The organism is Pseudomonas palleroniana, from assembly GCF_022836895.1.
In the GTDB taxonomy this organism is placed as follows: Bacteria; Pseudomonadota; Gammaproteobacteria; order Pseudomonadales; family Pseudomonadaceae; genus Aquipseudomonas; species Aquipseudomonas palleroniana.
The window spans coordinates 4,286,222-4,312,810 of sequence record NZ_CP092411.1 but is presented as its reverse complement, the minus strand read 5'-3'; the positions used below and the strand labels follow the sequence as shown (position 1 = coordinate 4,312,810).

The window sequence follows — 26,589 nt, the reverse complement described above, 5'->3', positions numbered from 1 at the left end:
CATGAACATCGCCCATTGGCTACACGACACCCAACGTCGCCATCCGCAGCGCCCGGCGCTGTTCGAGGGCGCCCGGCAAGTGGCCGACTACGCCACCTTCGCCGCCCATGTGCGCCAGCGTGCCGCCTGCCTGGTGGACCAGCACGGCCTGGTGCCGGGCAATACCGTCGCGGTGCTGATGAAGAACAGCTGCGACTACCTGGAACTGCTCTACGCGATCTGGTGGATGGGCGCGGTAGCCGTGCCGATCAATGCCAAGTTGCATCCGGCGGAGGCGGCGTGGATCGCCGCTGATGCCGAGGCGCGCCTGATCTTTACCGACGGCGGTCGGGTATTCTCGTCGCGGGATTTGCCCGCGCGCTGCAAGGAACTCGACGGTCACGTATTGCCGCCGACCCGTGGCTGGCCGACCCTGGCGCAGCCGGTATCGCGCCAGGACCAGGACCTCGCCTGGCTGTTCTACACCTCCGGTACCACCGGGCGTTCCAAGGGCGTGATGTTGTCCCATGGCAACCTGATCGCCATGTCGCTGTGCTACGCCACGGATGTCGACCCGGTCAGTGCCGACGACGCGGCACTGTATGCGGCGCCGATGTCCCATGGCGCCGGGCTCTACAATTTCATTCATGTGCGCTGCGGCGCACGGCATGTGGTGCCGGCGTCCCACGGCTTCGAGGCGGCCGAGCTGTTCGGCCTGGCGGCGCAGTTGGGCAAGGTGTCGCTGTTCGCTGCGCCGACCATGGTCAAGCGCATGGTCGAGCAGGCGCGGCGTCAGGGGTACCACGGCGAAGGCATCAAGACGATCGTCTACGGCGGCGGGCCGATGTACCTGGCCGACCTGCGTGAAGCCGTCGACAGCTTTGGCCCGCGGCTGGTGCAGATCTACGGCCAGGGCGAGAGCCCGATGACCATCAGCGTGCTGCCCCGCGCGGTGATCGCCGACCGCCAACGCCCTGATTGGGACAGCCTGGCGGCGTCGGTCGGGCATGCGCAAGCTTGTGTCGAGATCCAGATTCTCAACGCGCAACACCAGCCGGTGCCGACCGGCGAGCGTGGCGAAATTGCCGTGCGGGGTGCCACGGTCATGCAAGGCTATTGGCGCAACCCTGAGGCCACCCGCCAAACCCTGGTCGACGGTTGGCTGCTGACTGGCGATATCGGCTTTGTCGATGCGGCTGGTTACCTCACGCTCACGGACCGTTCCAAGGACGTGATCATCAGTGGCGGCAGCAACGTGTACCCGCGTGAGGTCGAGGAAGTGCTGGCCCAGCACCCCGAGGTGTTTGAAGTGTGCGTGGTGGGCGAGGCGGATGCGCAATGGGGCGAGTCGGTGGTCGCGTTTGTGGTGACCCGCAGCGGCCGGCCGCTCGACGAGGCTGAGCTGACCGCCTGGTTTTTGGCACGCATGGCGTCTTTCAAGAAACCCAGGAAATACCTGTTCCGCGATGAGTTGCCCAAGAACAGTTACGGCAAAATCCTCAAGACCGACTTGCGGCAGTGGTTGAAAGACGCGAGTATCGCCGCCACTCGCTAGCCCGCATTTTTTCATGGATAGAACAACCGACAAGGAGTCCCTTCGATGGGCATTCACCCGCAAGACACGCTGCGCAAGCGGCGCCGCGCGTTTCTCGGCGCCACCTCCGGCCACTTGATCGAGTGGTACGACTACGGCGTCTACGGCTTTCTTGCCGTGTACATCGGCCAGGCGTTTTTCGTCTCCGATGACCCCACCACCAGCCTGCTGGCAAGCTTTGCCGCGTTCGCCCTGAGCTTCTTCATCCGGCCCTTGGGCGGGCTGTTCTTCGGCCCCTTGGCGGACAAGATCGGCCGCCGCAAAACCCTGATCATGGCACTGGTGATGATGACGGGCTCCACCGTGTTGCTGGGCTTGCTGCCCAGCTACGCGACCCTGGGCATCGCCGCGCCGATCCTGCTGATCCTGGTGCGTTGCGTCCAGGGCTTCTCGGCAGGCGGCGAGATCGGCACCGTCACCAGTTTTATCTCCGAATACGCCGGCCCCGGCCGTCGTGGCTTCGCCACGTGCTGGCTGATGGTGACTGCGGTACTCGGCCTGTTGCTGGGCGGTGCGGTCGCCAATGGCATGACCTGGGTGCTGGGCGCCGATGTGATGCAGGAATGGGCCTGGCGCGTGCCATTCCTGATCGCCGCACCGCTGGGCTTTATCTCGATGTACATCCGCTTGAAGCTTGAAGACAGCCCTGAGTTCCTGGCCCTGCAACGCGCCGGGCAAACCTCGCGGGCACCGCTGCGTGAAGTCTGGCAGTGGAAGCGGGCGATTGCCCTGGTGTTCTTTATCATCACCTTGCACAGCTCGATTTTTTACCTGGTGCTGACCTTCGCCTCGACCTACATGGCCAAGATCCTCAAGTTCGACAGCGGCACCACCTTGCTCTATGTGTTTGTCGCGAGTTTTTCGGCGGCCTTCGTGATGCCGTTCGGCGGTGCGTTCACCGATAAGTATGGGCGCAAGCCATTCCTGATGGTGATAGGCACACTGGCGACGCTGGCGATGTTCTGGCTGTTCAAGTCGGCCCCGACCGCCACGCCGGCAACGTTCTTTGCACCGCTGATGGCGGTGGCGATTCTGTTTGGGCTGTATGCCTCGTCTACCTATGCGCTGATGAGCGAGCTGTTGCCGACGCGTATCCGCTCCACCGGGATTGCGGTGGCGTACAACGTGCCGGTGGCGGTGTTTGGTGGCAGTGCGCCGTTGATCTCGACCTGGTTGATCAAGGTGACTGGCGACATCACCTCGCCCTGGTATTTCTATGTGGCCACCGGCGTGGTGTCGTTGATTGCGCTGGTGGTGTTGCGCCGGGAGGACTTTGTGGCCAACGGTAGTCCTGCGACGGTGCCGGCCAATGCGGCGCTTGCCTGACGGGAGGGGGTTGGTCCGTTAAGACACAACTCTGTCACTGTGGCGAGGCAGCTTGCTGCCGCTGGGTCGCGAAGCGGCCCCCGCTTTTGCTTTGAAAAGACTGGGCCTGCTACGCAGTCCAGCGGGAGCAAGCTCCCTCGCCACAGGTTACCCGTTGTCCACTCTAGCGCTGCAGCACCCCACGAAAAGTCGCGCTCAAGGCCCGCAGCGTGTCGCGGGATCGCTCGTCGTTGATGCGGCTGTGCAGCTTGACCTCACTGACGGGCAAGGCGGGTAACCCGTATTGCTCGCCGACCTCCACCGCGCCGGCCGGTGCCACGCGGTGTGCCAGTGCGGCCACCCCCAGGCCAGCGCTGACCGCCGCTCCCACGGCCAGCACACCGCCGCCGACAAACACTTCGGTCCAGTCGATGCGTGCGTCATCCAGGGCTCGGGTTGCCAGCTGGCGAACACCGCAGGGCGCTGCCAGGGTTGCGATGCGCAGTGGGGCATCCGGATTGTGTTGCCATGTCGGCGCGGCAAACCAGCCAAAGCGCTCCACCGCCAATACTTCGCCATCTTGGCGATCGCCTTCGTTACGCACGATGACCGCGTCCAGCTCGTTGCGCTCGAACGCGGCGACCAGGTCGCGAGATGAGGCGATGCGCACTTCAAGAATCACCAGGGGATCGTAGGCCGCAAGGCGGCTGAGCCAAGTGGGCAAATCCGGCCCGGCCACGTGGTCGCTGATGCCGATCACCAACCGCCGCGCTGCGTGGCCGCCCAGGTCACCGAGGGCGCGTTCATGGGCGTTGAGCAGGGTACGGGCGGCGCCGATGAATCGCTCACCCTGTGGCGACAGCCGCACATGCCGGGGCGTGCGCTCCAGCAGCCGATAACCCAGGCGTTCTTCCAGGCGCTTGAGCTTGAGGCTGATGGCGGCCTGGGACGTTTCCAGGGCCTCGGCGGCACGCGTGAAACTGGCGAAATCCGCCACCAGGACGAAGGCTTGCACGGTGTCGATATCCAGCGGTTTGCTCGTATCAGTCATATCGAATACTTATTTCACATATATCCATTGATATCTTGTTGAAATTATCGGCGCTGCGCAAGCTGGCATCTCATCTTGCACGGGAGTCTTTCCATGTTTGCCAAACAGTATTCACACCGCTTGCCCGCCGACTACGACATGCGCGTGATCCACCAGCGCGCCGCACAATTGGGGCCTTTGTGGGATCACACCGAGGGGTTGCTGTTCAAGGCGTTTATCGCCCAGGAGCGTGGGCAGGCGGCGGGCAATGTCTATGCGTCGGTGTACTTGTGGGCCGACCCGTTGCAGGCGGTCGACTTTTTGCTGGGCGAGCGCTTCCAGAAAGTACTCGACAGCTTTGGTCGACCGCATATCGAGAGTTGGTTGCCGGTGGATGTGGTGCGCGGCCCCGCGTCGGGCGCGCTGAGTCTGTACCGGGAAGAATGGCCGCTGGCCCCCGATGCGGACCGAGCGCAGGTATTGGCCGAGCAGAAACGCCACAATCAACAGCTGGCTGAGCGCACCGATACATTTGCCGTGTTCCTGGCCCTGGATGTCCAGGCATGGCGGCTGGTGCGGTTTACGCTGTCGGCCGGCGCGCTGGAGGCGGAGCATCCTGGCACCGGCTATCAGGTCTTGTACCTGGCCCATCCTGGTGCCTAGGCCGACAGGCGGGGCTTCTGATCGTTGTTCGTTGTAACATCGGGAGGACCTCGCCGGTCGACGATGACCGCGCACCGAACCGAAGTGAGCTGTGATGCGAACCACCCGCTTGACACTTATCTGCCACGCCAGCACCCAGGCCCTGAAACGCGGGCGTTTTGCACGGGATGAGCCCGTGGATATGGATTGGCAACAGGCGGCACTCTCCCTGGCGGGTCGATTCAAGCGGGCACCCCGCGTGGTCTGTGGCCCTGAGTTGCGTACATGGCAGACGGCGCGGATGTTTGCCGAGCAGCCGCAAGTCGACCCGTGCCTGCGTGAGTATGATTTTGGTCGATGGCAAGGCCAGCCCCTGGAGGCCATCCAGCAGTCCGAGCCCCAAGCCTTGCAGGATTGGCTGGGTGACAGCAATGCCGCGCCACACGGTGGCGAATCCGTGACGCAACTCTGCGAACGCGTCGGCCAATGGCTGCATGACCTCGAACGGACCCCCGGCCATGTACTGGCGGTAACCCATCCGTTCGTGATTCGCGCCGCGTTGCTGCAGGTGATGCAGTGCGCGCCGGCTGCGTTCGGGGCGATTGATGTCGAGCCGTTGTCGTCGACTGAACTCAGGTTCAATGGGCGATGGCGCCTGCGCCTGGAGTGATTTGACCCAGCAGGCCGACAACATGGCAAAATCCACATCCCGCACTGAGAGCACCCCATGAAAACCATCCTGATCATCGGCATTGGCGCCGGCAACCCCGACTACATCACGATGCAGGCCGTGAAGGCGCTCAACCGTACCGATGTGTTTTTCCTGATGGACAAGGGCCAAAGCAAAGACAAGCTGATCGACCTGCGTCGTGAAATCTGCGAGACCTACATCACCGACCCGGGCTACCGTTTTGTCGAGGCCGACTGCCCCGAGCGTGTGCGCGGCGATATCGATTACACCACCGCCGTGCAGGACCTTAACCGCGATAAGCAAGCAACCTTCGAGCGGATGATCACTGAGCAAATGGCTGACGGCGAGGTGGGTGCGTTCCTGGCGTGGGGCGACCCGGCGTTGTACGACAGCACCATTCGTATCCTGCAGGCGATCCTTGCCAGTGGCCGCTGTGCGTTTGAATTCGAAGTGATCCCCGGCATTACCAGCGTGCAGGCCCTGGCCGCCCAGCACAAAGTGCCACTGAACCGTATCGGCCGTTCCATCGAGATCACCACCGGCCGGCGTTTGGCGGCGGGGCAGGCAAGTGATGCCGACACCCTGGTGGTCATGCTCGATGCCGAGGATTCCTACCGTACCGTGGCCGATCAGTGCCTGGATATTTACTGGGGCGCTTACCTGGGCACGCCGGACGAGATCCTGATCAGCGGTAAAGTCGCCGAGGTGGCGCCGGAGATCGAACGGGTGCGCAAGGCCGCGCGCCTGGCCAACGGCTGGATCATGGATACCTATTTGCTGCGCAAACCTTGAGGTTGCCCATGTTCAAACTCTTCGCGCTGACATTGGCTTTGCTGGCCGGCACTGCCCAGGCCGACGTCACCTTGCACACCGATTTGCCGCTGTCGTACCTGGAGCAGACCCAGGGTGAGGCGCGCAACCAGCCGTTGGTGATTTTCCTGCATGGGTTCGGCAGTAACGAGGAAGATCTGTTCGGCATCAAGGACGCGCTGCCATCGACCTGGACCTACTTGTCGGTACGCGCACCAATGCCGGTCGACCCCAGTGGCTATCGCTGGTTTGCCAGGAAACCCGGCGACGGTGATTACGATGGCGAGACGGCTGACTTGCAACGCAGCGCCAGGCTGATCGAAGACTTCGTGACCCAGGCCACTGCCAAATATCACACGCAAAGCGATCGGGTGTTCCTGGTGGGGTTCAGCCAGGGCGCGATCATGTCCTACGAAGTGGGCTTGCGAAAGCCCGGGTTGGTGCGTGGGATCGCGGCCTTGAGTGGCAGCGTGTTACCGGTGCTCAAGGCTGAACTGAAACCCGATGCGGCATTGGACAAGCTGGCCATTTTCATCGGCCATGGCACGTTGGATCAGGCGCTGCCGTACACCGCGGCCACGCGGGCCAATGATGTGTTGCTGGGGTTGGGCTTGAAGCCCGAGTTCCACGGGTATATGGGCATGCCGCATACCGTGAGTGAAGCCGAGGTACAGGACCTCAAAGCCTGGCTGGAAAAAAACCTGCGATAGAAATGCGGTCAAAAATGTGGGAGCGGGCTTGCTCGCGAATGCGGTGTATCAGGGGCAGATGAAGGGCCTGACACCCCGCATTCGCGAGCAAGCCCGCTCCCACATGGGTTTTGCAGTGTTTGGCAGATCGGGTTATTTACCGCCGGTGATTTGCTTCACCAACTGTTCATGCCCCTTCACATCATCGGCCCGGGAGATCGCCTGGATCACCAGCAGATGGTTGCCTGAACCGCCCAAAAAGGTCGAGTTCAAGGTCTTGCCGCCGCCTTGGGTCGCAGTGCTGTCCACTTGACGCAGGCCCAAGCCTTTGAAGGTCAGTTTTTTCTCGTTTTGCTTCTTGAAGTCGGGCAGGGCGGCGCTCTGGTCCTTGACGAAGTCGGCCACCGCGCGGTCGAGGAATTGCGCGTCGTTATCCTTGATCGTAGCTCCATCGTTGCGTACGGTTTCGGCGACGATCACCACACTTTTTGTGGTCGCGTTGGCGTACAGCGTGCCCTGGGTGTCGGCGGTGCCATCCTCTGCCTTGCCGGAAGGCAGCGTGTCGGCAATGTAGGCCTTGGGCAGGCTGAAGGTGAATTTGCCGCCCAAGGTCGAGATGGTTTGCGTGGTCGGTTTGCCGGCAGCGAATACGCTGCCGGCGGTAAGCGCGAGGGCCAGCAGGGCGGCGGTCTTGATGAAAGTGGCCATGAAGCGCTCCAGTGATGAACGAAATTGCGGCGTATTCTGTCAGAAAATTCGCAAAATCGTTCATCGGCAGCCCTACACCTTATCGGACTCTTCCTGAAGCCGGTCCATCTCAAACAGCCGCGCCAGTTCTGCGCGGGCTTCCTGGGCGGTCTGCATCACCTTGGCCGCGTCGTCGTATACCGCATGTTGGGCGGCGAGGACTTGCAGGTCGTGGTTTTTGAAGCGCGTGATGCGGGCGTCGGCCTGGGCCTGGCTCAAACCGAGGCCAACCAGGGTGCGGCGGCTCATCTCCAGGCTGGAATAGAAGGTTTCGCGCACCGGCGAGGCGTCCAGGTCTACCAGACGGTGCACGTGCTGGCGGTTACGCGCACGGGCGATGATCTTCATGTGCGGGTAGAGGTTGCGCACCAGTTCGGCGGTCTTGATGTTGATCTCGGGGTCGTCCATGGCGATCACGAAGAACTCGGCCTGGTCGACCTTGGCCGCGTGCAGGATTTCCGGGCGCTGCGGGTCACCATAGAACACCGGCATGCCGCCGAAACTGCGGGTCAGTTCGATGGTTTCCACCGACGTGTCCAGTGCAATGAACGAAATATTCTGCGCCCGCAGGATACGCGCGACGATCTGGCCCATGCGGCCCATGCCGGCAATCACCACCCGTGGCGCATCACTCTCGATGGTGCGGTATTCCTCCGGCACTTCCACCGGTTTGACCTTGGGCTTGAACAGCTTGGGGCAGACCAGCAGCAACAGCGGCGTCACGGCCATGGACAGGGTGATGGTCAGCACCAGCACATCATACAGGTGCGGTTCGAACAGGCCCTGGTCACGGCCGATCTTGAACACCACGAAGGCAAACTCACCGCCCGCCGCCAGCACCACGCCCAGGCGCAGCGCGCTTTCGCGGTTGAGATCGCCCACCAGGCGCCCGACTGCGTATAGCAGCGGCAGTTTGAGGCCGATCAACAGCAGGGTCAGGCCGATGACCACCAGCGGCGAACTGAGCAACAGGCTGAGGTTGGCGCCCATGCCCACGCTGATGAAAAACAGGCCCAGCAGCAGGCCCTTGAACGGCTCGATCTGGGACTCCAGTTCGTGGCGGTATTCCGAATCCGCCAGCAGCAGGCCGGCGAGGAAGGCACCGAGGGCCATGGACACCCCGACCAGCTCCATCAGCCAGGCGGTGCCGATGACCACCAGTAAAGCGGTGGCGGTGGACACTTCACGCAGACCGGTCTTGGCCACGATGCGAAACACCGGACGCAGCAGGTAACGCCCGCCGATGATCACCACGGCGATGCTGCCGAGAATTTGCAGTACATGCTGCCAGCCTTGGGCTTCGGTGGTGGGGTGGTCGCTACCGGCCAGCAGCGGCACCAGGGCGATCAGCGGGATCGCGGCAATATCCTGGAACAGCAGAATCGCAAAGGCCAGGCGCCCGTGGGGCTGGTTGAGTTCCTTGCGCTCGGCCAGGCTCTGCAGGCCAAAGGCGGTGGAGGACAGCGCCAGGCCCAGGCCGAGTACGATTGCGCTGTTCCACGCCTGGCCAAATAGCCACAGAGCCACCACACCCATGACCAGGCCGGTGAGCAACACTTGGGCCAGGCCGACGCCGAACACCGCCTTGCGCATTACCCATAACCGCTTGGGCGACAGCTCCAGGCCGATGATGAATAACAGCAACACCACGCCCAGTTCCGAAAACTGCGCCACGCTTTGCGGGTTACCCACCAGGCCCAGCACCGAGGGGCCGATGATCACGCCAGCGAACAGATAGCCCAGCACCGCGCCCAGTTGCAGACGCTTGGCCAAAGGCACGGTCAGCACGGCGGCGAGCAGGAACACCACGGCTGCTTGTAACAGGTTGCCTTCATGGGGCATGGAGAACTCCAGGATCAGTAAACATGAATCTACAGGCGCCATTAGAACGCCTTTTACCGTTGGAAACTTGTACTTGTGCGGCGAGATTATAATCAGCCCCTGCGAAAAAACTCCCGCAGCAAGGCGGCGAGCGCTCACGCCGGTCAGGATTCACCTTTGTCAGCGCCATGCTTTGTTACTATCGCCGCCCATCGTCACCAGGAGTCACCGGCCCATGCAACACCAGTGGGATGAAATGCACCGTACCCGCAAGCCCACCTTTTTGCTGTGCGGCGAGCCCCAGGGGGAGGTGCTCAATCTCTACGTTCACGGTTATTCGGCGTTCTTCAACCGCCAGCAACTGGGCAGTTTCAAGCAACAACTGGCGAGTATCGAAGGCTCGACCAACCTGATGCTGTTCTGGCCGGCGGGGCATTTCCTGGAAAACCTGTTCGCACCGTTCAAGGACGTGCTCGCCTCGATGCTCGGCGGTGGCGGCGTGGGCGCTGCAACGGTGGGAGTGGGCAAGGCGATTGCCTATTTTCTCGACCATTACAAAAGTGTCGAGGCGCGTGTCGATGAAGTGGCCAAGACCTTATTGCCCGAGCTGGCCGGCTACCTGCGCGCTGAAGCGCTGCCGGTGCGGCGTATCAACCTGATCGGTCATTCCCTCGGCGCGCGCATCCTGGTCAAGAGTGTGTTGGCCAGCCCGCAGGTTGCCCGCGAGTTGCCGTTGAATAATCTGCTGCTGATGGGCGGGGCGATCTGTACGTCCAGCCCGTGGGAAGAGGTGTCGGTGCCATTCAAGGGGCGGGTGATAAACTGCCACTCGAGCAAGGACTGGGCACTGGCGATAAAACCGGATACCGAGCGCTGCATTGGTCGCTATGCCATTGAGGTCACACCGGCGTTGAAGGCCAAGGTCACCAATGTGCATCTGCCGACCTTCGATCACGCCGCCTACTGGCCGCAATTGCAGACGGTGGTGCAGTACACCGACCTGTTGCAAGAGCGGCGCGGCCTGATCCGCGCCGACCAGCGTAGCGCTGAGGTGCGGTTCGCCGAGGAGGACGTGGCGCTGTTCCCGGCACTGGTGCAGGCGCGCCCGGAAGAGCTGAAGTTTCTCGCTGAGCTGATGGCGCAAAAGCGCAGCGCCTCAATCGATGCCAGTGTGCGTGAACCGCTGAAACTGGCCATCGAGTTGCAGCGCATGGGCGGTGACAGCTTCATGAACCTGGCCCGCGGCCATGGCGTGAGTTATCGCCAGATAGCCGAGGATGTGGCTCAACGGCTGGGGATCAAGTTCGATGAGCCGGTTGAGTCCGTGGCACTGGCGGAGATCGAGGCGCAGGTCGCGCAAACACTGATCGAGCAGTACAAAGACAAACTGAGCGGCGCCGATCGGCAGGCTTTCGACGCTGAACTCAAGGCTGCCGCCCAAAGAGAGCAGGGGTTGTTCACCCGCTTCGACCTGGGCCGTTCGGCGACCACCGCGTTGAGTGGTACCGCATTGGCGGGGCTCACCGGGTTTATCCTGCGCCGGGGCGCGGCCACCGCGATTCCGGTGGTGGGCCAGGTGCTGGCGGCGGCGATGTTGCTGGTCAGCGGTGTGCGTGCATTTTCCGGCCCGGCTTACTCGATCACCACCTTGGCGGTGCTGGTGGTCGGCATGATTCGCCAGCGCATGGAGCGTGAGGCTCTCAACCAGGAAATGGACCTGGCGGTACAAGTGGTCGAAGCGTTTGACCTGCCCCGGGAAACGGTGATGCGCACGGTTGCGTCCGACTGCTAAGCTGCACGCCTGTCTTGTGTTGTCTGCCTGGAATGCCGCGTGAAATTCAGCCTGCCGAAAATCGCTACCGCCCCGTTCTGCCCGCCGGAAGTGGCAGGCTCCGTTGCCGTCGACCCCAAGGCTTCGTTCTTCAAGCGGATGTTGATGTTCGCCGGCCCCGGCCTGTTGATCTCCATCGGATACATGGACCCGGGCAACTGGGCAACGGCCATCGAGGCCGGTTCGCGCTACGGCTACAGCCTGTTGTTTGTGGTCCTGCTGGCAAGCCTGGCCGGCATGGCGGTGCAATGCCTGTGCTCGCGGCTGGGTATCGCCACCGGCAAAGACCTCGCCCAGCTGTGCCGCGAGCGCTATAGCCGGCGCTCTGCACGCACCCAGTGGGTGCTGGCGGAAATCTCCATCATCGCCACCGACCTCGCCGAAGTGCTCGGCTGCGCCCTGGCGTTTCACCTGCTGCTTGGCGTGTCGCTGACCACGGGCATCGTCATCACCGCCTTCGACACGTTATTGGTCCTGGCCCTGCAAAACCGAGGGTTCCGCCGCCTGGAGGCAATCATGCTGGCGCTGGTGGCGACCATCGGCGTGTGCTTCTTTATCGAGCTGGTGCTGATCAAGCCTTACTGGCCGGACGTGCTCAGCGGCTTCACTCCGTCGCTGTCGGCTATCAGCGACGCGGCGCCGCTGTACCTGGCCATCGGCATCCTGGGCGCTACGGTGATGCCCCATAACCTCTACCTGCACACCTCCGTCGTGCAAACCCGGTTGATCGGCAAGGACCTCGCCAGCAAACAGGATGCGGTCAAGCTGGCCCGTATCGACACCATTGGCTCCCTGGCCCTGGCATTGCTGGTGAACGCCGCGATCCTGGTGCTGGCGGCGGCTGCGTTCTACAAGACCGGCCATACCGATGTGGTCGAGATCCAGGACGCCTACCACCTGCTGGACCCACTCGTGGGTGGTGCTTTCGCCAGTATCCTGTTCGGTATCGCCCTGCTGGCCTCCGGGCAAAGCTCCACCTTTACCGGCACCATCGCCGGGCAGGTGATCATGGAGGGTTACCTAAACCTGCGCATTCCGTGCTGGCAGCGACGGTTGATCACTCGTGGGCTGGCGCTGATCCCGGCGTTTCTCGGGGTGTGGCTGATGGGGGACGAGGCTATCGGCAAGCTGCTGATCCTTAGCCAGGTGGTGCTCAGCCTGCAGTTGCCGTTCGCGCTTTACCCGCTGATCCGCTTGACCGATGACAAGCAATTGATGGGGCCATTCGTCAATCGGTTGCCCACGCGGTTACTGGCGTGGTTCCTGTTTGCGCTGATCAGTGGGGCGAATGCGTGGTTGATTGGGCAGTGGTTGTTCTGAATCACCGATCCCAATACGGCTCCCGTCCAAAACACTCCACAAAATAATCAATCACCGTGCGCACCTTCAGCGACAGCCGTCGGCCGCCGGGCCATAGCGCGGCTATCTGTTGCGGCTCCAGGGTCGTCGCCACTTCGTAGTCGGTGAGCACCGCCTGCAAGGTGCCGGCGCGCAAGCTCTCGCCAATCAGCCAGGACGGGAACACCACCAACCCCAGGCCCTGTTCGGCGGCGTGGGTGAGTGTGTCGGCATGGTTGCCGGTGATGGGGCCTTTGACGCTATAGGGTGTCCAGTCGCCTGGGGTGCGTCGAAAGAACCAGCGTTGCTGGCCGGTGACGCCCTTGTAGGCCAGGCATTGATGCTTGACCAGTTCATCAGGGTGGCTCGGCGTGCCATGGCGGGCCAGGTAAGCGGGGCTGGCGGCGATACGAAAGCGTTGGGGCGCGAAGATGCGTGCCTGCATGCTGGAGTCGTTGAGCACACCGATGCGAAACAACAAGTCGGTGCCGTCTTGCAACGGATCGACGTAGGTGTCGGTTTGCTGGATTTCCAGTTGCAACTTCGGGTAGCGCCTGCACAGCTCGCCGAGCCATGGGGACAGATGACGCTGGCCGAACACCATCGGCGCATTGATGCGCACCAGGCCGCTGGGCTCTCGTTCATGTTCCTGCAGGGCTTGGCCGGCGGCTTCCAGTTGTTCCAGCATCACGCGTGCATGCTGGCCGAGCAGGCGCCCGGCCTCGGTGGGGCTGACCGCACGGGTGTGGCGGTAGAGCAGTTGTTGGCCGAGGGCCTGTTCCATCAACTGGATCTGCCGGGAAATGGAGGAGGGCGCCAGGCTTTCGCGGCGCGCCACTGCGGAAAAACTGCCGTAGTCGAGCACCGCGACAAACAGGCGCAACGCCTTGAAACTCAGTTCATTCAAACCCTGCATGGTAATCCCTGGCTGTGCGTATTGCGCAAAGGTGTTGTCAGCATGCTCCCATTTATCGCACAGGACGGCCACCGGATAATGCGCGCCATGTTTCCTTTTCTGAAGCGCAGGTGATGTATGCAAGCCAGTTCTACTGCGGCCATGGCGCAGGCCCGGCCGAAAAAAAACCTATTGCAGCTGCTGTTGTTACCGTTGGTGATCATGGCGGGCATGGGCTTGTCGGTGGAGGCCGGTCTGTTGGGGCCGCTGGGGGCTCAAGTCGGCCATTTATGGGCGACCTTGAGTATTTTTGGCGTCGGCTCGGCGATCCTGTTTTTGCTGCTGTTGTTCAGCGGCCCGCAAAAAGGCCCGGCGCTGGCCGGGCTGCCGCGCTGGCAATTGATCGGCGGGTTCCTGGGGCCGATCTACGTGGTGGTGCTGACGCTTGCCACGCCGCACATCGGGGTGGCGATGACCATGATCGCGATCTTGTCGGGTCAAGTCGGCAAGAGCGTGTTGATCGATCATTTCGGTTGGTTCGGCACCGCACGCAAACGGGTCAATGCCGAGCGCTGGATTGCGCTGGCGTTGATTGTGGCGGCATTGATCTTGATTGCACGAGGGTAAGGCGATGAACCTGATTTTATTATTGGTACTGGTGATCGCCGCCGGTGCGGTGCTGAGTGTGCAGGCGGCGATCAACGGTCGCCTGGGGCAGTCGGTGGGCGTATTGCGCAGCAGCTTGCTGACCTTCGCGGTCGGCGCACTGGTCACGGCATTGTTGGTTTTCTTCTTCGAACCGGCCCATGCCGTCAGTTTGCTGGATGTGCCCAAATGGCAGCTGACCGGCGCCTTGTTCGGCGTGGTGTACATGATCGTGATGGTCGGCGCGGTGCCCGTGGTCGGCACGGCAGTGGCGACGGTGGCGGTGATCGTCGGCCAGTTGGGCATGGGCATGCTGATCGACAATTTCGGCTGGCTGGGCAACCCGGCCATCGAACTGTCGGGCAGCCGGATCCTGGCGATGGTGCTGCTGGCCCTGGCCCTGGTGTTTATGTATCGCAGCAACAGAAGCCAGGTCGACTAACGGCGCTGAACCCTGCTTGCTTGCCGGCAGTCACTGTTTAAGGTGCGGCATCCGCTGCGCCGGGACGACCATGTAAAAGGAGTCTGACCATGGCTGATAACACCTGTGCCTGCCCACATTGCAAATGCGTACTGGGTAAAAATGCGGTGATGAAGGACGGTAAGGGCTATTGCTGCGAAGGCTGTGCCGAGCACCATGCCCATGGCGAGCCGTGCGCCTCGTCGACCGGCTGTGAATGCGCCAAGTCGGCGCATGCTTGAATACGCTCGGTTAAAAATCCTCTCGGATTATCGGGTGGCGGTCATTACCATGGCCGCTCACCCTTGACTGAATGTGCACCCCATGGCCCTGGCCGCTCCCCCCGACCTGACTGATCATGCCGTCCCCGTGCAACCCCTGGCACGCACGTACCCGCGAGGCTTGTATGTGGAGCCGCACAGCCATGACTGGGGGCAGTTGCTCTACGCCATGAGCGGCGTGATGTGGGTCGAGACGCCCCGTGAAGCCTTGGTTGTGCCGCCGCAGCGCGCTGTGTGGCTGCCACCGGGTGTGGAGCATGGGATTCGCGTGGTCTCGGACCTGCAGATGCGCAATATCTACCTGCGCCCGGCGTTGGCCGCGACACTGGACAGCCAGGTGCAGGTGATTGAAGTCGGTGGGCTGCTGCGTGAGTTGATCGTCAGCCTGGTCGAGCAAGGCGATAACGGTGATTCGACGTATTACGACGCGGTGGTCGGCCTGGCGCTGCTGGAGCTGCAACGGGCACGCCGCTCGCAGATCCGCATCGCCATGCCGCCGCAAGCGGATCGGCGGCTGATCAGCGCCTGCCAGGCGGTGATGGCGGCGCCGTCGCTGGAGATTCCCTTCGAGCAACACGCCGAGGCGGCAGGTGCCAGTGTGCGCACCCTGGCGCGGTTGTTCCAGCAGCATCTGGGCATGGGCTTCGCCGAGTGGCGTCGGCAAGTGCAGTTGGCCACGGCGGTGGCTGAGCTGATCCAGGGCCAATCGGTCAGCGGCATCGCCCGCTCCCTGGGCTATTCACCCAGCAGTTTCAGCGACATGTTCCGACGCGAACTCGGCGTGGCGCCGTCGCACTATGTCGGCTGAGGCTTGGCCGAAATCCTGAAGCACTTGGCCGATGCTTCCGGGATGGGCTCACTACACTGAGCCCATCAACTCGCCAGGCGTGAACGTCATGAACTACTTTGCTTCCCTCGCCATCGGCCTGCTCGTCGGCCTGATCTACGGTGCCTTGGACTTTCGCTCCCCCGCACCGCCCGCCATTGCCCTGGTGGGCCTGATGGGCATGCTGCTCGGTGAAAAGCTCTGGCCCATGGGGCGTGAGTGGCTGAGCGCCTGGTTGTCCTGATTTACTCTTTCCCTTCGATGGATATTGGCCATGAAAGCATTGCAATTTTCCGCCACGGGCGACCTGGCGGCCCTGAGTTTCGTTGAGGTCGCCCAACCGGTGCCGGCTGCGGGTGAAGTGTTGGTCCAGGTCAAAGCGGCCGGCCTGAACCCCAGTGATGTGAAAAACGTGCTCGGGCGTTTTCCCTACACCACCTTGCCGCGTATTCCCGGACGGGACTTTGCCGGTGTCGTGGTGGAAGGCCCGCCAGCACTGGTCGGCCAGGCGGTTTGGGGCACCGGCCGTGACCTGGGTTTTTTTGCCGATGGCTCTCACGCGCAGTACCTCACCGTGTCGGCCAAGGGCGTGGCGCACAAACCCACACACTTGAGTTTTGCCCAGGCCGCCAGCCTTGGTGTGCCGTACACCACCGCTTGGGATGCCCTGGAGCGCAGCGGTGTCGGCAAAGGCACGCGCGTGTTGGTGATTGGCGCCAACGGTGCTGTCGGCAGCGCGGCGTTGGCCCTGGCGAAAATTCGCGGTGCCCAGGTGCTGGCGGCGGTGCGCAAGGCCGATCAGGTCGAGGTACTGCAGGCGCAAGGGGTTGATGCGATTGCCCTGGCGCAACCCGAAGCATTGGGCAAGCAGGTCAATGCGGTGTTCGAGGGCGGGGCGGATGTGATCTTCGATACCACCGGTTTTTGGCTGCCGGCTGCGGTCGCGGGGTTGGCGCCATTCGGGCGCATCGCAATCATCGCCGCGCCGGTCGACGGTCACGTGCAACTGCCGGCCCTGGCGTTGTACCGCAAGGGGGGCTCGGTGGTGGGTATCAATTCGCTGCTCTACAACTGTGAGCAGTGCGCGGTGATGCTGGAGCAGTTTGGGCGCTTCTTTGATGAAGGCTCGCTGCCGCTGCCGACAGGGTTGCGTGAAGTGGCGTTGGCCGGGGGCGTCCAGTGCTATGAGCAGGTGAACAGCGGCAGTGCGGACAAGATTATTTTCCTGCCTTGATGCCGCCCAAAAATGTGGAAGGGGGCAAGCTCTAATGCCAGTCAGTTAAGCGATTAAGCGGGCGATGAATAAATTGTGGGAGGGGGCTTGCTCCCGATAGGCCGCGCAGCGGCCTCAAAAATGGGCCTGCTACGCAGTCCATCGGGAGCAAGCCCCCTCCCACAGTGACCGCGTTAATCCTTAATTGACTGGCATTAGGGCAAGCCCGCTCACTACAGATCATGTGTTCTGCAGCCCTCCCTGCATTTGATCTTTATCAGGCGTCTGGAACGCCTTTTTCCCACGCCGACCAGTTCTTCAGGATCGCCTGTACCAACGGGTTACCCGTGCGGTACAGGTTTTCCAGTGCCGGCACGAACCCCCCTTGGTCTGCGTACTTCAACAGGTTGTCCACCTCGCTGTAGCCGGGATAAGGCCGGTCGAAATCGGAGCCCGCACGCACCACGGCCAGCCGCTGGATATCCACCAGGCCTTCGCGACTGGCGCGCAGCAAGGCTTCATAGGTGGAGTTGTCTTCCTGCTGGGTGGTGCAGTATTCGCCTTTATTGTCCGTGAGCAGGCGGGTCCAGACCTCGGCGCGCTCGCTCAGGCGCGTGCCGGAGAACCAGGTGTTACCGGCCAGGGTGTCGCAACGTGTGACCTGTGGCGGTTGGTTGGCCGGGGCGGACGGGTAGTGTTTACGCCAGGCGCTGGATTCCTTGCTTTCGCTCAACTCGACTTTCTGCGACAAGGCAAACGCCTTGGCCTGCAGCTTGGGGTTGAGCTCAAACACTTCGGTCTTGTAGTCCAGCGGTGGTTTCTCGTTCGGCCCCTTGGTATTGATGCCGATGTAACCCGTCGGCCAATCCTTGGGCGCATCGCGCGAATCCAGCTCCCACTGGGTGCCGAATTCCACCAGGTAATGGGCCCAGGCGGCTGTACCGATAGTGCCGTGCTTGGGGTTGATACCGGCAATCCCGGCGATCAGGAAGTAGCTCTGGCGCAGGTCGAACTTGGGCGACAAGGCCAGGGCGAGGGTGGAAGCGGCGGCGTTGGTCTGGCCCATGCCGGTGACCAGCAGGCAAACAGCCTGAGTGTTGCAGCGTATCACCGGGTATTCGGCGGAAAGCCCCGGCACGCGGACTTCCTGCTTGAGTTCCAGACGGTCTATCCAGGTTTGCGCCTCAGGGGCGAACATGGTGATCAGCATCACCTTCGGCTTGATCGGCGCAGGCGCATCGGCCAGTACCACATGCGGCAAAAACGCCAGGCCGATGGCCAGCGAGAGACGGGTAAGCACGTTCATCTAAAGCTCCTTGATCAGAATTGGTAACCCACACCGGCGTAATAGCCCCAGCCTTCGGAGCGGGCGCGGAAGTTGCCCTCGCCGAAGTTCAGCTCGCTGCCATCCTCCCAGTTGCCGCCGTTGTGGAAATAACGACCCACCAGGGTGAAGCGCAGATGGGTAAACGAGTACAGCAGCACGTTGGTGGCCACCAACGCATTGGCGGTGCGCGCCGGGTTGTCCTTGTGCAGGCTTGAGCCGAAATCGTAGTTGGTAAAACCGATATAGGTCAGCGACGCACCGTTATCGAACGTACTGATCGGCACGATGTACTTCATTTGCGCACGGTAGCCGTCCCACGAATATTCATTGCTGGCGCCATAGTTTTCCCATTGGTAGCGCCCATAAAAGTTGGCCGACAGGTTGACCCGCGAATGGGTGTCGATGTCGGTGCCCAGGCCGCTGTACAGGGTGTTGGCACGGTTGGACTTATTGCTGCCGTGGTCATAGATCCAGTCAAACGCGACGTACCATTCCTTGAACGGGCCGACGGCCAGGCTGCGACCTGCCAGGTAGTCGATGGATATCCGCGGCTCGTGCTCCATGAACACGGGCGAGCCATGGTCCCACGCGCCTTTGTCATTACTGTTACCGATGCCGAGAATCTTCGGTACGTCGATATAGCCATACAGCTCGAACGGGCCCTTGCGGCCGAAGTACTCGTATTCCAGGTAGACGTCATCTTGCGGCTTGGGGCCGAAGCTGATGTCTTTGCTGCCGATCAGCGTCAGGTCCTGGTTGAACCAGTCCGACAGGTACGTGCCTTTTTTTGCGGGGCCGGCATCAGGGTTCTTGGTTTCAGGACTGAGCGTTTCGCCCTGTGCTGAGTCATCGACCGGTGTCGGCTGCGCCAAAATGGGTGCGCTGAGTACTCCCGTAACGGCGGCCAGTAGCAAGGAAACACCAACGCAAGCATGACGCCTTGAAGTGGAGTGCATTGAAAATCCCTATTCGTACGCGGTTTGAACCCGATTGCTCGGGTAAGGTGAACTTGGCTACCAAGTTTATTTCGCAAACGTTTGCACGCGGCGTACCAACTTTGCTCAAAGGGTTGAGCACTATGAAAAAAATCTGAATTAATTGGCCTTTTGATCAAAAATGACTGGGTGTCATTTTTACGGGATAACCCAAGGAGTTCCTTGATGTTCGAGCGCTATTTGCAATCCTGGAACCTGAGTGCCGACGGCGAGCCTATCGTGACGCCCGGCAGCCACTTGCTGCCCGTGCGCTGGCAAGGCTGCCCGGCGATGTTGAAAATTGCCAATACCTCGGAAGAAAAGCTCGGTGGGCGGTTGATGAGCTGGTGGGCAGGCGACGGCGCCGCGCAGGTGTACGCCCATGATGACGATGCGTTGTTGATGGAACGTGCCACCGGCTCGGGTTCCTTGATGCGTATGGCGCTCACGGGTCAGGATGACGAAGCCAGTCGGATTGCCTGCGCGACGGTTGCCAGACTGCACGCGCCGCGTCCATCGCCACCGCAAGGGTTACTGACCCTGGACGTCTGGTTTCAGTCTTTGTGGAATGCGGCTGAGGATGAGGGCGGCAGGTTGCTCGACTGCGCAGCGACGGCGCATGCGTTGCTGGCGGCGCAACAGGACATCGTGGTGCTGCATGGTGATGTCCATCACGACAATATTCTCGACTTCGGTGCGCGGGGTTGGCTGGCGATCGACCCAAAGCGGGTGATGGGCGAGCGCGGTTACGACTACGCCAATCTGATCTGTAACCCGGATTTGCCTACCTGTAACGACCCGGTACGTTTCATCCGCCAGGTTGACGTGATTGCACAAACGGCCGGCCTCGCACGCCCACGCCTGCTGCAATGGGTAGTGGCGCATGCCGGATTATCGGCAGCCTGGTTTCTTGAGGACGGAGAACGCCAGCGCGCAGAAATCAATCTTGAGGTCGTCCACCTGGCACAAAGCGCGTTGGCCCGGTAACCGATGCTACAGGCCAGTGCGGTTGAACCATTGCATCGCCGTTTCACGGCGATATTCACTCGGCGTCAGATTCATCTCGATCCGAAAGTGCCGGTTGAAGTTGGACAGGTTGGCGTAACCCACTTCAAAGCAGATAGCCGCCACCGACATCTCGCTTTGCAGTAACAACCGGCAGGCGCGCTGCACGCGGAACTTGCGCATCAGCTCGATAAAACCATGGCCGGTGTTGCGCTTGAAGAACCTCGAGAAGCCCGCTTCGCTCATCTCCAGTTGCCGGGCGATCACCGACAGGCGCACGTCGCCGGTGAGTTCCCGGATCAGGTAGTCGAAGGCCTGGTTGATGCGTTCGGCACTGCGCGCATCCAGCGTGGGGGCGTAGCAGGGGCTGGCCAGTGTCTGAACCTGCTGCTGTGGTGCGTTTTTCAGGGTGTCGAGCAGTTGCAGGAACAGGATCAGCCGTTGCAGGCCGTGGGCACTGCCGATGGCCTCGATCAACTGTGCAGCCTGCGTGGCCGTGCAGGCGCTGAATGCCAGGCCGCGCCGCGCCTGTTCGAACAAGGGGCGCAAATCGCCCAGCTCCGGCAGGTTTTTACGCAAGGCGAGGAGGGCGGCGCCGTCGAATTGCAGCACCACGTCGCGCCCCTTCAGGTATTCGCCGGGGGCGAGGTCGCCGATCCAGTCGTGAGGCAGGTTCGGGCCGATCAGCGCAACATGCCCGGCGTTGAAAGCGCCGATGTAATCCCCAGCGACCAGTTTGCCGCTGCCTTGGCGGATCAGGTGGATTTCGAACTCGGGATGGTGGTTCCAGCGCGCCAGGTCGTAAGGGTAGTCATGTTCGAACCAGCGAAAGCAGCGGTCCGGTTCGGGCAGGATCACTTCAAGTTCGGCGGGGCGATGCTCGAACAGTTCGGCGCGGCTGACGGGCATGCTCATGCCTCTTTCCAAGTAGGGGAACGCCTCAAAATACGCGCACCGGCAGCCTCTGCGCTACCCAGGGTTTCGCCCTGAGCCGATACTTTTTTGATTTTGACGATGAGGTTAAAAAAGCATCAGTCGAGCATTCGCCATGTGTTTGAGCGGGTTTGGTCAAGCTGCTGTAATCGGCCCTCAACCCCAAAAACACGCTATGACCCCCAAGGGACCACGCTCATGAAACGACTGCAAGGTAAAAGCGCGCTGATCACCGGATCGGCACGCGGTATCGGCCGCGCCTTTGCCCAGGCCTATATTGCCGAAGGGGCTAGCGTCGCGATCGCCGACATCAACCTGCAACGCGCCCGGGCCACGGCACTCGAGTTGGGCCCACAGGCTTACGCGGTGGCGATGGACGTCACCGACCAGGCCTCTATCGATGCGGCGATTGCCGCCGTGGTCGCCCATGCCGGCAAGCTCGACATCCTGATCAACAACGCGGCGCTGTTCGACCTGGCGCCGATTGTCGAGATCACCCGCGACAGCTATGAGCGGCTGTTCTCGATCAACGTCGCCGGCACGCTGTTCACGTTGCAAGCCGCCGCACGGCAGATGATCAACCAGGGCCATGGCGGCAAGATCATCAACATGGCCAGTCAGGCAGGGCGGCGTGGCGAGCCGTTGGTGGCGATCTATTGTGCGACCAAGGCGGCGGTGATCAGCCTCACGCAGTCGGCGGGGTTGAACCTGATCAAGCACGGTATCAACGTCAACGCCATCGCCCCGGGGGTGGTAGACGGTGAGCACTGGGACGGGGTGGATGCGCTGTTCGCCCGGCATGAGGGGCTGGCCCCCGGCGAGAAGAAGAGGCGGGTAGGCGCCGAAGTGCCGTTCGGGCGCATGGGCACGGCGCAGGACCTGACCGGGATGGCGATCTTCCTGGCCTCGCAGGACGCCGACTATGTGGTTGCGCAAACCTACAACGTCGACGGTGGCAACTGGATGAGCTGACCGCGTTTATTCAGCAAAGCTGCGATCAAAGAAATACACCGCTCCAGGCCTCAGGCTCTGCACGGTCGCCTGGGGCCTGCCGCCTTCGCCGTGCTTCTTGCGCCCGGTCTCACGCAGATATCCCGCCTCGGTCAGCTTCAACAGACGCTGACGAATACTGGTCTTCAACACCGGCCGCGCCAGCACCAGCGAAAAAATCGTGGTCGCTTCCGGCGCACTGAATTCATTCCCCAGGAACAGCAACGGCAAGCTGCTGTACAGCGACTTGGAAAACAGCCGCTCCTGGACTGCCGCGACGATCAGGTTATGGTCAAACGGTAGCTTGATGCTGCCATTTGCCAGCGCATTCAGTGAAAACCAGCCCTGGTGTTCGGCCAGCGTCACCTCATCCGCGACGATCGCCAGGTAGAAGGTGGACGACGACCAGCAACGCGGGTCGCGAAATGCGTCGCCCACGGTGCCGACCTGCTCGCACCAGGCCAGGTCCAGGCCGACTTTGGCGCTCACCCGCAAACGCTCCACCGCATCCTTGAGGCTCAAGTCTTGCACATCGCCGTTGACCACCACCCCGGGCAGCGCCCAATGCCCGGCGAAGGGTTCGGCGTCGCGCTTATTGAGCAGCAGTTTCAATTCGCCGGAGGCGCGGCAGTAGAACAGCGCGCAGAGGTCGACGGTATGCAGGTAAGGGCTAAGTGGCATGGGAAATCCTTCGCAACAGCGGTGGCGCACAGTCTAACCAATCGAACAGATATGTCATGTACTGGTTCCAGCATAGATAAACAAATGTTTCTTGCAATGAAAGTACATGACATGTACTTTTGTTTCCAGGCCACAGGAGAACCACCATGACCCTCGCGAAAACCGCCCTCGCTTCATTTGATGTCGATGCCCAGAAGAGCTTCACGCCGCTGTGCCCCAACGAACTGCCGGTGGCGGGTGGTGACCAGATCGGCGCCGAGCTCAACTACATGGCCAGCCTCGTTGGCCACCGTGTGGGTAGCAAGGACGCCCATACCCCGCACGCACCGTGGGTGGTGACCGAGGCCAGCGCGATGTTGCAACCCACCGGCCTGCCTCACGCCGACCTCACCTGGGTCAGCCACTGCGTGCCGGGTACCGAGGGTTTTACGCTGCTCGATGAACTGCCCGCCCCGTATGACTACGACTACTTCGTCTGGAAGGGCGTCGAACCCGATCTGCACCCTTACGGTGCCTGCTATCACGACCTGCACGACAAGCTTTCCACCGGTGTGATCGAGTATTTGAAGGCCCAGGGCGTCGTGCGGGTGATCGTCGGCGGTCTGGCCCTGGACTACTGCGTCAAGACCACCGCGCTGCAATTGCTCAAGGCCGGCCTGGAGGTCGTCCTGCACCTGCCGGCCTGCCGGGGGATCAGTGAGGAGGGCAGCGTGCAGGCCGTCAATGAATTGCTCAAGGCCGGTGCCGTCATCAGCAGCACCCGCGAAGAACTGGCAGTACACGCCACGCGTTAAGGAGACTCACCATGGAAAGTGCCTACAACTACGAAACGCCGGTGATCCAGGGCTTGCTCGACACCGACTACTACACCTTCACCATGATGCAGGCCGTATTGCATCAGTACCCCAACGTCGATGTGGAATACAACTTCATCGTGCGCTCCAAGGAGAAGCTCGGCCACTTGATCCCGCAACTGCGCGCTGAACTTGAGAACATGGCCGGCTTGCAGGCCCGTGAAGGCGAACTGCGCTTTCTGTTCAACCCGCGTTTTCGCGAATACCTCACGCCGGATTACGAACGCTTTCTCGGCCTGTTCCGTTTCAACCTGCGCTATATCCACGTCAGCGAAGTCGACGGCCAACTGAATATCCGGGTTATCGGCCCGATGCTGCACTGCATCATGTTCGAACAACCGGTCTTGGCGCTGGTCAGCGAACTGCGCAACCGTGACAAATACCCCGACGTCACCTTGGAAGACGTCACCCGCAAGCTCTACCAGAAGTTCGACTGGCTGGAGAAAAACCTCAGCCGCGAGGAGTTGGCCGACTTGCGCGTGTCTGACTTCTCCACCCGTCGGCGCCTGTCGTTCAAGGCCCAGCGCGAAGTGGTGGACATCATGCGCCGCGACTTTCCCGGCCAGTTCGTCGGCACCAGCAACGCGCACCTGGCCTACGAATTCGACCTGCCGTTGATCGGCACCATGGCTCACCAATGGCTGATGGTGCACCAGCAACTGGGGCGCCTGCGCGAGAGCCAGAACGCCGCACTGGAGCACTGGGTGGGTGAGTACCGTGGCCGCCTGGGGATCGCCCTGACCGATACGATCAGCACCGATTTCTTCCTCAAGGATTTCGATCTGTATTTCGCCAAGCTCTATGACGGCCTGCGTCAGGACTCCGGCGACCCCATCGCCTGGGCCGACAAGGTGCTGGCCCGCTACAAACAGTTGGGTATCGACCCGATGACCAAGGACCTGATGTTCTCCGATGGCTTGAACTTCGAGAAATGCCTGCCGATCCTGCGGCACGTGCGCGGCAAGGCCAAGTTCGGGTTTGGCATGGGCACCAGCCTGGCCTGCGATGTGGACGGTGTACAACCGCTGAGCATCGTGATGAAGCTGGTGCGGGTGCACGGCGAGCCGGTGGTGAAGTTCTCGGATGACCCGATCAAGAACGTCTGCGAAGACGCCTCGTTCTTGCAGTATGCAGCACAGGTATTCAACGTCGGCAGCGTGGAGGTGTGACATGCAAACCCAGCAACGTATCGCTCAGGAACTGAACATCGACCGCTCGCTGGTCCAGGGCGGCGAGCCCCGTGAGATTCAGCGGCGTATCGACTTCATCAAGTCCACGTTGCGCCAGTCGGGTTGCACGGCGTTGGTGCTGGGCATCAGCGGCGGCGTCGACTCACTGACCGCCGGGCGCCTCTGCCAACTGGCCGTCGAGCAACTGCGCGCCGAAGCGTATGCCGCAAGCTTTATCGCCATGCGCCTGCCCTACAAGACCCAGGCCGACGAAGGCGACGCCCAGGCGTCCCTGGACTTCATCGCCCCGGACCAGATCGAAACGCTCAACATTGCCGCCACTGTCGATGGCTTGATGGCCAGCCTGCGCGCCGCAGAGGCCAGCGCCAGCCATGTCGATTTCATCAAGGGCAACGTCAAGGCCCGGGCACGCATGGTCGCCCAATACGCGGTGGCCAACCTGCACAACGGTTTGGTGGTGGGCACCGACCATGGCGCGGAAGCGTTGATGGGCTTCTTCACCAAGTTCGGTGACGGCGCCTGTGACCTCGCACCGCTGTCGGGCCTGACCAAGACCCAGGTACGGCTGCTGGCCAGCGCCCTCGGCGCACCGGGCAACCTGGTGCACAAACACCCCACCGCCGACCTGGAAGAGCTGGCCCCGGGCAAGCTCGATGAGCACGCCTATGGCTGTTCTTACGCCGAGATCGATGCCTACCTGATGGGCGAACCGGTGACTGAACGGGTGCGGGCAATCGTCGAGAAGGCGTACCGCCAGACAGCGCACAAGCGTGCGCTGCCGATAGCGCCTGTCTGATCAGCGCTCGATCGACCGGCTCCAGCGCGCGTTCCACTCCGGCCGCGCCTGGTTGACCTGGTCCCAATCAATCGAAATTGCGCTCTGCAAGTAATCCTGCATGGCCTCCACCCGGCCACGGGTCTTGTCGGTGGTCGGGGTGGTCGGGTTCGACGGAATCTGGTCGCCTTCTTCCAGTGCCGGCGCCTGGGCTTCGGCGGTCAGCAAAAACGCCGCGAGTTTCTGCGCCAGTTCCGGCTGGTCATTGCGCGCAATCACGCACTCGGCCACGTTCAGCACCACCGCACCTTCCTTGGGCTGGGCATATTCCATCGGGATGCCGAGCAGTTTCTGAGTGGTGACCTGGGTCGGTGTGAGCGGGAAGATGGCGGCTTCGTCGGTTTGCACCATTTCAGATATTTTTGCGGAGCTGGCGATGTACTCCAGCACATTCGGGCCGATGGTGCTTGGCCAGGCCTTGAAGCCGGGCTCCACGTTGGTCTCGTCGCCGCCCTGGATGCGGTTGAACATCAAAAAGCCGTGCAGGCCGAAAGTGGAGGAGGCCAGCGACTGGAACACCACTTTGTCCTTGAAGCGCGGGTCGGCCAGGTCCATCCACGAGGTGGGCGCCGCCCAGCCTTTTTCCTTGAACATCTTGGCGTTGTAACCAAGGCCGGTCACGCCGAGCGTGACGGCCACGGCTTGATCCTTGATCTTCGCCTTGGCGGGGATCTGCTCCAGGGTCGGATTGGGCGTGAGCTTGTCGCACAGGCCCATGGAGATGGCGCGGTACATGATGCCGTCATCAAGGAACATCACGTGCATCTGCGGGTTGTCTTTGTTGGCCTGGACCTTGGCGAGGATGTCCGACGACGTGCCGGGCACGATCACCACCTTGACGTTATTGGCTTTTTCGAAGGCGGGCAGCACCTTGTCGGCGTACACCCGCTCCATGGTGCCGCCGTTCATGCCCAGGTACAGCGTGGGCGCTGCCTGGGCGGTGCAAGCAAGTGTGGCGAGGGACAAGCAGGACAGTGCAATACGTAGGCTCATGGATGTTTTT

The 26,589-nt window shown here is 61.9% G+C and carries 28 protein-coding genes; 19 read left to right on the top strand and 9 right to left on the bottom strand.

Annotated features, from left to right (window positions below; genetic code table 11):
- The first annotated feature begins 1 nt into the window (after position 1).
- Both MJP36_RS19465 and MJP36_RS19460 read left to right on the top strand, forming a co-directional pair.
- The gene (locus MJP36_RS19465) at positions 2-1,534 is read left to right on the top strand and encodes a class I adenylate-forming enzyme family protein (protein ID WP_244383794.1); all 1,533 of its coding nucleotides are present in this window, start codon (positions 2-4) and stop codon (positions 1,532-1,534) included.
- Between the two features lie 45 nt (positions 1,535-1,579).
- Positions 1,580-2,899: an MFS transporter gene (locus MJP36_RS19460; protein ID WP_104993360.1), complete on the top strand. Its 1,320-nt coding sequence runs from the start codon at positions 1,580-1,582 to the stop codon at positions 2,897-2,899.
- Between the two features lie 163 nt (positions 2,900-3,062).
- Here MJP36_RS19460 and MJP36_RS19455 read toward each other — a convergent pair whose 3' ends face one another.
- On the bottom strand, positions 3,063-3,929 hold the full coding sequence (locus MJP36_RS19455; RefSeq protein ID WP_244383793.1) for a LysR family transcriptional regulator: 867 nt from the start codon (positions 3,927-3,929) through the stop codon (positions 3,063-3,065).
- A 93-nt stretch (positions 3,930-4,022) separates the two neighbouring features.
- Here MJP36_RS19455 and MJP36_RS19450 point away from each other — a divergent pair, with 93 nt between their 5' ends.
- The 4 genes from MJP36_RS19450 to MJP36_RS19435 all read left to right on the top strand — a co-directional run bounded on the left by MJP36_RS19450 (position 4,023) and on the right by MJP36_RS19435 (position 6,761).
- Positions 4,023-4,571: a DUF4865 family protein gene (locus tag MJP36_RS19450; protein WP_244383792.1), complete on the top strand. Its 549-nt coding sequence runs from the start codon at positions 4,023-4,025 to the stop codon at positions 4,569-4,571.
- A 94-nt stretch (positions 4,572-4,665) separates the two neighbouring features.
- Entirely contained in the window at positions 4,666-5,220 is a 555-nt protein-coding gene (locus MJP36_RS19445; RefSeq protein ID WP_244383791.1) for a histidine phosphatase family protein, read from the top strand.
- A 57-nt stretch (positions 5,221-5,277) separates the two neighbouring features.
- Positions 5,278-6,033, top strand: a complete 756-nt coding sequence (gene cobF, locus MJP36_RS19440; RefSeq protein WP_244383790.1) for a precorrin-6A synthase (deacetylating) — start codon at positions 5,278-5,280, stop codon at positions 6,031-6,033.
- Between the two features lie 8 nt (positions 6,034-6,041).
- Positions 6,042-6,761 carry an alpha/beta hydrolase gene (locus tag MJP36_RS19435; protein WP_244383789.1) on the top strand — a complete coding sequence of 240 codons (720 nt, stop codon included), beginning with the start codon at positions 6,042-6,044 and terminating at the stop codon, positions 6,759-6,761.
- A 132-nt stretch (positions 6,762-6,893) separates the two neighbouring features.
- On the opposite strand, the gene MJP36_RS19430 is transcribed toward MJP36_RS19435, so the two are convergent.
- Together MJP36_RS19430 and MJP36_RS19425 are read right to left on the bottom strand one after the other, a co-directional pair.
- Positions 6,894-7,448, bottom strand: a complete 555-nt coding sequence (locus MJP36_RS19430) for a DcrB/PsbP domain-containing protein (RefSeq protein WP_244383788.1) — start codon at positions 7,446-7,448, stop codon at positions 6,894-6,896.
- A gap of 72 nt (positions 7,449-7,520) precedes the next feature.
- Positions 7,521-9,329 (bottom strand): monovalent cation:proton antiporter-2 (CPA2) family protein, encoded by a 1,809-nt coding sequence (locus MJP36_RS19425; protein WP_104993366.1) that lies wholly within the window; start codon positions 9,327-9,329, stop codon positions 7,521-7,523.
- A 214-nt stretch (positions 9,330-9,543) separates the two neighbouring features.
- On the opposite strand from MJP36_RS19425, the gene MJP36_RS19420 reads away from it, so the two are divergent.
- A complete protein-coding gene (locus MJP36_RS19420; RefSeq protein WP_060755365.1) occupies positions 9,544-11,100 on the top strand; it encodes a DUF726 domain-containing protein in 1,557 nt (518 codons plus the stop codon).
- Positions 11,101-11,139: 39 nt separating this feature from the next.
- Positions 11,140-12,459 carry an Nramp family divalent metal transporter gene (locus tag MJP36_RS19415; RefSeq protein WP_244383787.1) on the top strand — a complete coding sequence of 440 codons (1,320 nt, stop codon included), beginning with the start codon at positions 11,140-11,142 and terminating at the stop codon, positions 12,457-12,459.
- A 1-nt stretch (position 12,460) separates the two neighbouring features.
- Here MJP36_RS19415 and MJP36_RS19410 read toward each other — a convergent pair whose 3' ends face one another.
- Positions 12,461-13,393 carry a LysR family transcriptional regulator gene (locus tag MJP36_RS19410; RefSeq protein WP_244383786.1) on the bottom strand — a complete coding sequence of 311 codons (933 nt, stop codon included), beginning with the start codon at positions 13,391-13,393 and terminating at the stop codon, positions 12,461-12,463.
- Positions 13,394-13,510: 117 nt separating this feature from the next.
- Here MJP36_RS19410 and MJP36_RS19405 point away from each other — a divergent pair, with 117 nt between their 5' ends.
- The 6 genes from MJP36_RS19405 to MJP36_RS19380 all read left to right on the top strand — a co-directional run bounded on the left by MJP36_RS19405 (position 13,511) and on the right by MJP36_RS19380 (position 16,818).
- Positions 13,511-13,999, top strand: coding sequence for a DMT family transporter (locus MJP36_RS19405; RefSeq protein ID WP_244383785.1), 489 nt, complete (start codon positions 13,511-13,513; stop codon positions 13,997-13,999).
- 4 nt (positions 14,000-14,003) lie between these two features.
- Positions 14,004-14,459 (top strand): DMT family transporter, encoded by a 456-nt coding sequence (locus MJP36_RS19400; protein WP_060755361.1) that lies wholly within the window; start codon positions 14,004-14,006, stop codon positions 14,457-14,459.
- Between the two features lie 89 nt (positions 14,460-14,548).
- Complete coding sequence (locus MJP36_RS19395; RefSeq protein WP_060755360.1) at positions 14,549-14,719, top strand: metallothionein; 171 nt, start codon at positions 14,549-14,551, stop codon at positions 14,717-14,719.
- 82 nt (positions 14,720-14,801) lie between these two features.
- On the top strand, positions 14,802-15,566 hold the full coding sequence (locus MJP36_RS19390) for an AraC family transcriptional regulator (protein ID WP_244383784.1): 765 nt from the start codon (positions 14,802-14,804) through the stop codon (positions 15,564-15,566).
- An 88-nt stretch (positions 15,567-15,654) separates the two neighbouring features.
- Positions 15,655-15,828, top strand: coding sequence for a DUF1427 family protein (locus MJP36_RS19385; protein ID WP_081087031.1), 174 nt, complete (start codon positions 15,655-15,657; stop codon positions 15,826-15,828).
- 30 nt (positions 15,829-15,858) lie between these two features.
- Positions 15,859-16,818: a quinone oxidoreductase family protein gene (locus tag MJP36_RS19380; RefSeq protein ID WP_244383783.1), complete on the top strand. Its 960-nt coding sequence runs from the start codon at positions 15,859-15,861 to the stop codon at positions 16,816-16,818.
- A gap of 256 nt (positions 16,819-17,074) precedes the next feature.
- Here MJP36_RS19380 and MJP36_RS19375 read toward each other — a convergent pair whose 3' ends face one another.
- On the bottom strand, positions 17,075-18,103 hold the full coding sequence (locus tag MJP36_RS19375) for a purine-nucleoside phosphorylase (protein WP_060755357.1): 1,029 nt from the start codon (positions 18,101-18,103) through the stop codon (positions 17,075-17,077).
- A gap of 14 nt (positions 18,104-18,117) precedes the next feature.
- Positions 18,118-19,080, bottom strand: coding sequence for a nucleoside-specific channel-forming protein Tsx (locus MJP36_RS19370; RefSeq protein ID WP_244383782.1), 963 nt, complete (start codon positions 19,078-19,080; stop codon positions 18,118-18,120).
- Between the two features lie 204 nt (positions 19,081-19,284).
- Between MJP36_RS19370 and MJP36_RS19365 the strand changes: the two genes are divergently transcribed.
- Complete coding sequence (locus tag MJP36_RS19365; RefSeq protein ID WP_244383781.1) at positions 19,285-20,085, top strand: aminoglycoside phosphotransferase family protein; 801 nt, start codon at positions 19,285-19,287, stop codon at positions 20,083-20,085.
- Positions 20,086-20,091: 6 nt separating this feature from the next.
- Here MJP36_RS19365 and MJP36_RS19360 read toward each other — a convergent pair whose 3' ends face one another.
- Positions 20,092-21,012 carry an AraC family transcriptional regulator gene (locus MJP36_RS19360; protein WP_244385649.1) on the bottom strand — a complete coding sequence of 307 codons (921 nt, stop codon included), beginning with the start codon at positions 21,010-21,012 and terminating at the stop codon, positions 20,092-20,094.
- Positions 21,013-21,234: 222 nt separating this feature from the next.
- Here MJP36_RS19360 and MJP36_RS19355 point away from each other — a divergent pair, with 222 nt between their 5' ends.
- The gene (locus tag MJP36_RS19355; protein ID WP_244383780.1) at positions 21,235-22,008 is read left to right on the top strand and encodes an L-iditol 2-dehydrogenase; all 774 of its coding nucleotides are present in this window, start codon (positions 21,235-21,237) and stop codon (positions 22,006-22,008) included.
- Positions 22,009-22,014: 6 nt separating this feature from the next.
- On the opposite strand, the gene MJP36_RS19350 is transcribed toward MJP36_RS19355, so the two are convergent.
- Positions 22,015-22,707 (bottom strand): NUDIX hydrolase, encoded by a 693-nt coding sequence (locus MJP36_RS19350; protein ID WP_244383779.1) that lies wholly within the window; start codon positions 22,705-22,707, stop codon positions 22,015-22,017.
- A gap of 146 nt (positions 22,708-22,853) precedes the next feature.
- Here MJP36_RS19350 and MJP36_RS19345 point away from each other — a divergent pair, with 146 nt between their 5' ends.
- From MJP36_RS19345 to nadE, 3 genes are read left to right on the top strand one after another with little or no spacing between them, the layout of a single operon-like run.
- On the top strand, positions 22,854-23,501 hold the full coding sequence (locus MJP36_RS19345) for a nicotinamidase (protein ID WP_090371727.1): 648 nt from the start codon (positions 22,854-22,856) through the stop codon (positions 23,499-23,501).
- Positions 23,502-23,512: 11 nt separating this feature from the next.
- Positions 23,513-24,730 carry a nicotinate phosphoribosyltransferase gene (pncB, locus tag MJP36_RS19340; protein ID WP_244383778.1) on the top strand — a complete coding sequence of 406 codons (1,218 nt, stop codon included), beginning with the start codon at positions 23,513-23,515 and terminating at the stop codon, positions 24,728-24,730.
- Between the two features lies 1 nt (position 24,731).
- A complete protein-coding gene (gene nadE / locus MJP36_RS19335; protein ID WP_244383777.1) occupies positions 24,732-25,547 on the top strand; it encodes an ammonia-dependent NAD(+) synthetase in 816 nt (271 codons plus the stop codon).
- Here nadE and MJP36_RS19330 read toward each other — a convergent pair whose 3' ends face one another.
- Entirely contained in the window at positions 25,548-26,579 is a 1,032-nt protein-coding gene (locus tag MJP36_RS19330; RefSeq protein ID WP_244383776.1) for an ABC transporter substrate-binding protein, read from the bottom strand.
- Positions 26,580-26,589: the final 10 nt, after the last annotated feature.

Bases quoted from the DNA above. Each gene is read 5' to 3' on its own strand.
- MJP36_RS19360 (WP_244385649.1), bottom strand. From the start codon at position 21,012: ATGCCCGTCAGCCGCGCCGAACTGTTCGAGCATCGCCCCGCCGAACTT.
- pncB (WP_244383778.1), top strand. From the start codon at position 23,513: ATGGAAAGTGCCTACAACTACGAAACGCCGGTGATCCAGGGCTTGCTC.
- MJP36_RS19370 (WP_244383782.1), bottom strand. From the start codon at position 19,080: ATGCACTCCACTTCAAGGCGTCATGCTTGCGTTGGTGTTTCCTTGCTA.
- cobF (WP_244383790.1), top strand. From the start codon at position 5,278: ATGAAAACCATCCTGATCATCGGCATTGGCGCCGGCAACCCCGACTAC.
- MJP36_RS19450 (WP_244383792.1), top strand. From the start codon at position 4,023: ATGTTTGCCAAACAGTATTCACACCGCTTGCCCGCCGACTACGACATG.
- MJP36_RS19425 (WP_104993366.1), bottom strand. From the start codon at position 9,329: ATGCCCCATGAAGGCAACCTGTTACAAGCAGCCGTGGTGTTCCTGCTC.
- MJP36_RS19385 (WP_081087031.1), top strand. From the start codon at position 15,655: ATGAACTACTTTGCTTCCCTCGCCATCGGCCTGCTCGTCGGCCTGATC.
- MJP36_RS19430 (WP_244383788.1), bottom strand. From the start codon at position 7,448: ATGGCCACTTTCATCAAGACCGCCGCCCTGCTGGCCCTCGCGCTTACC.
- nadE (WP_244383777.1), top strand. From the start codon at position 24,732: ATGCAAACCCAGCAACGTATCGCTCAGGAACTGAACATCGACCGCTCG.
- MJP36_RS19460 (WP_104993360.1), top strand. From the start codon at position 1,580: ATGGGCATTCACCCGCAAGACACGCTGCGCAAGCGGCGCCGCGCGTTT.
- MJP36_RS19405 (WP_244383785.1), top strand. From the start codon at position 13,511: ATGCAAGCCAGTTCTACTGCGGCCATGGCGCAGGCCCGGCCGAAAAAA.
- MJP36_RS19345 (WP_090371727.1), top strand. From the start codon at position 22,854: ATGACCCTCGCGAAAACCGCCCTCGCTTCATTTGATGTCGATGCCCAG.
- MJP36_RS19410 (WP_244383786.1), bottom strand. From the start codon at position 13,393: ATGCAGGGTTTGAATGAACTGAGTTTCAAGGCGTTGCGCCTGTTTGTC.
- MJP36_RS19455 (WP_244383793.1), bottom strand. From the start codon at position 3,929: ATGACTGATACGAGCAAACCGCTGGATATCGACACCGTGCAAGCCTTC.
- MJP36_RS19365 (WP_244383781.1), top strand. From the start codon at position 19,285: ATGTTCGAGCGCTATTTGCAATCCTGGAACCTGAGTGCCGACGGCGAG.
- MJP36_RS19420 (WP_060755365.1), top strand. From the start codon at position 9,544: ATGCAACACCAGTGGGATGAAATGCACCGTACCCGCAAGCCCACCTTT.
- MJP36_RS19445 (WP_244383791.1), top strand. From the start codon at position 4,666: ATGCGAACCACCCGCTTGACACTTATCTGCCACGCCAGCACCCAGGCC.
- MJP36_RS19355 (WP_244383780.1), top strand. From the start codon at position 21,235: ATGAAACGACTGCAAGGTAAAAGCGCGCTGATCACCGGATCGGCACGC.
- MJP36_RS19465 (WP_244383794.1), top strand. From the start codon at position 2: ATGAACATCGCCCATTGGCTACACGACACCCAACGTCGCCATCCGCAG.
- MJP36_RS19400 (WP_060755361.1), top strand. From the start codon at position 14,004: ATGAACCTGATTTTATTATTGGTACTGGTGATCGCCGCCGGTGCGGTG.
- MJP36_RS19330 (WP_244383776.1), bottom strand. From the start codon at position 26,579: ATGAGCCTACGTATTGCACTGTCCTGCTTGTCCCTCGCCACACTTGCT.
- MJP36_RS19395 (WP_060755360.1), top strand. From the start codon at position 14,549: ATGGCTGATAACACCTGTGCCTGCCCACATTGCAAATGCGTACTGGGT.
- MJP36_RS19375 (WP_060755357.1), bottom strand. From the start codon at position 18,103: ATGAACGTGCTTACCCGTCTCTCGCTGGCCATCGGCCTGGCGTTTTTG.
- MJP36_RS19435 (WP_244383789.1), top strand. From the start codon at position 6,042: ATGTTCAAACTCTTCGCGCTGACATTGGCTTTGCTGGCCGGCACTGCC.
- MJP36_RS19350 (WP_244383779.1), bottom strand. From the start codon at position 22,707: ATGCCACTTAGCCCTTACCTGCATACCGTCGACCTCTGCGCGCTGTTC.
- MJP36_RS19390 (WP_244383784.1), top strand. From the start codon at position 14,802: ATGGCCCTGGCCGCTCCCCCCGACCTGACTGATCATGCCGTCCCCGTG.
- MJP36_RS19380 (WP_244383783.1), top strand. From the start codon at position 15,859: ATGAAAGCATTGCAATTTTCCGCCACGGGCGACCTGGCGGCCCTGAGT.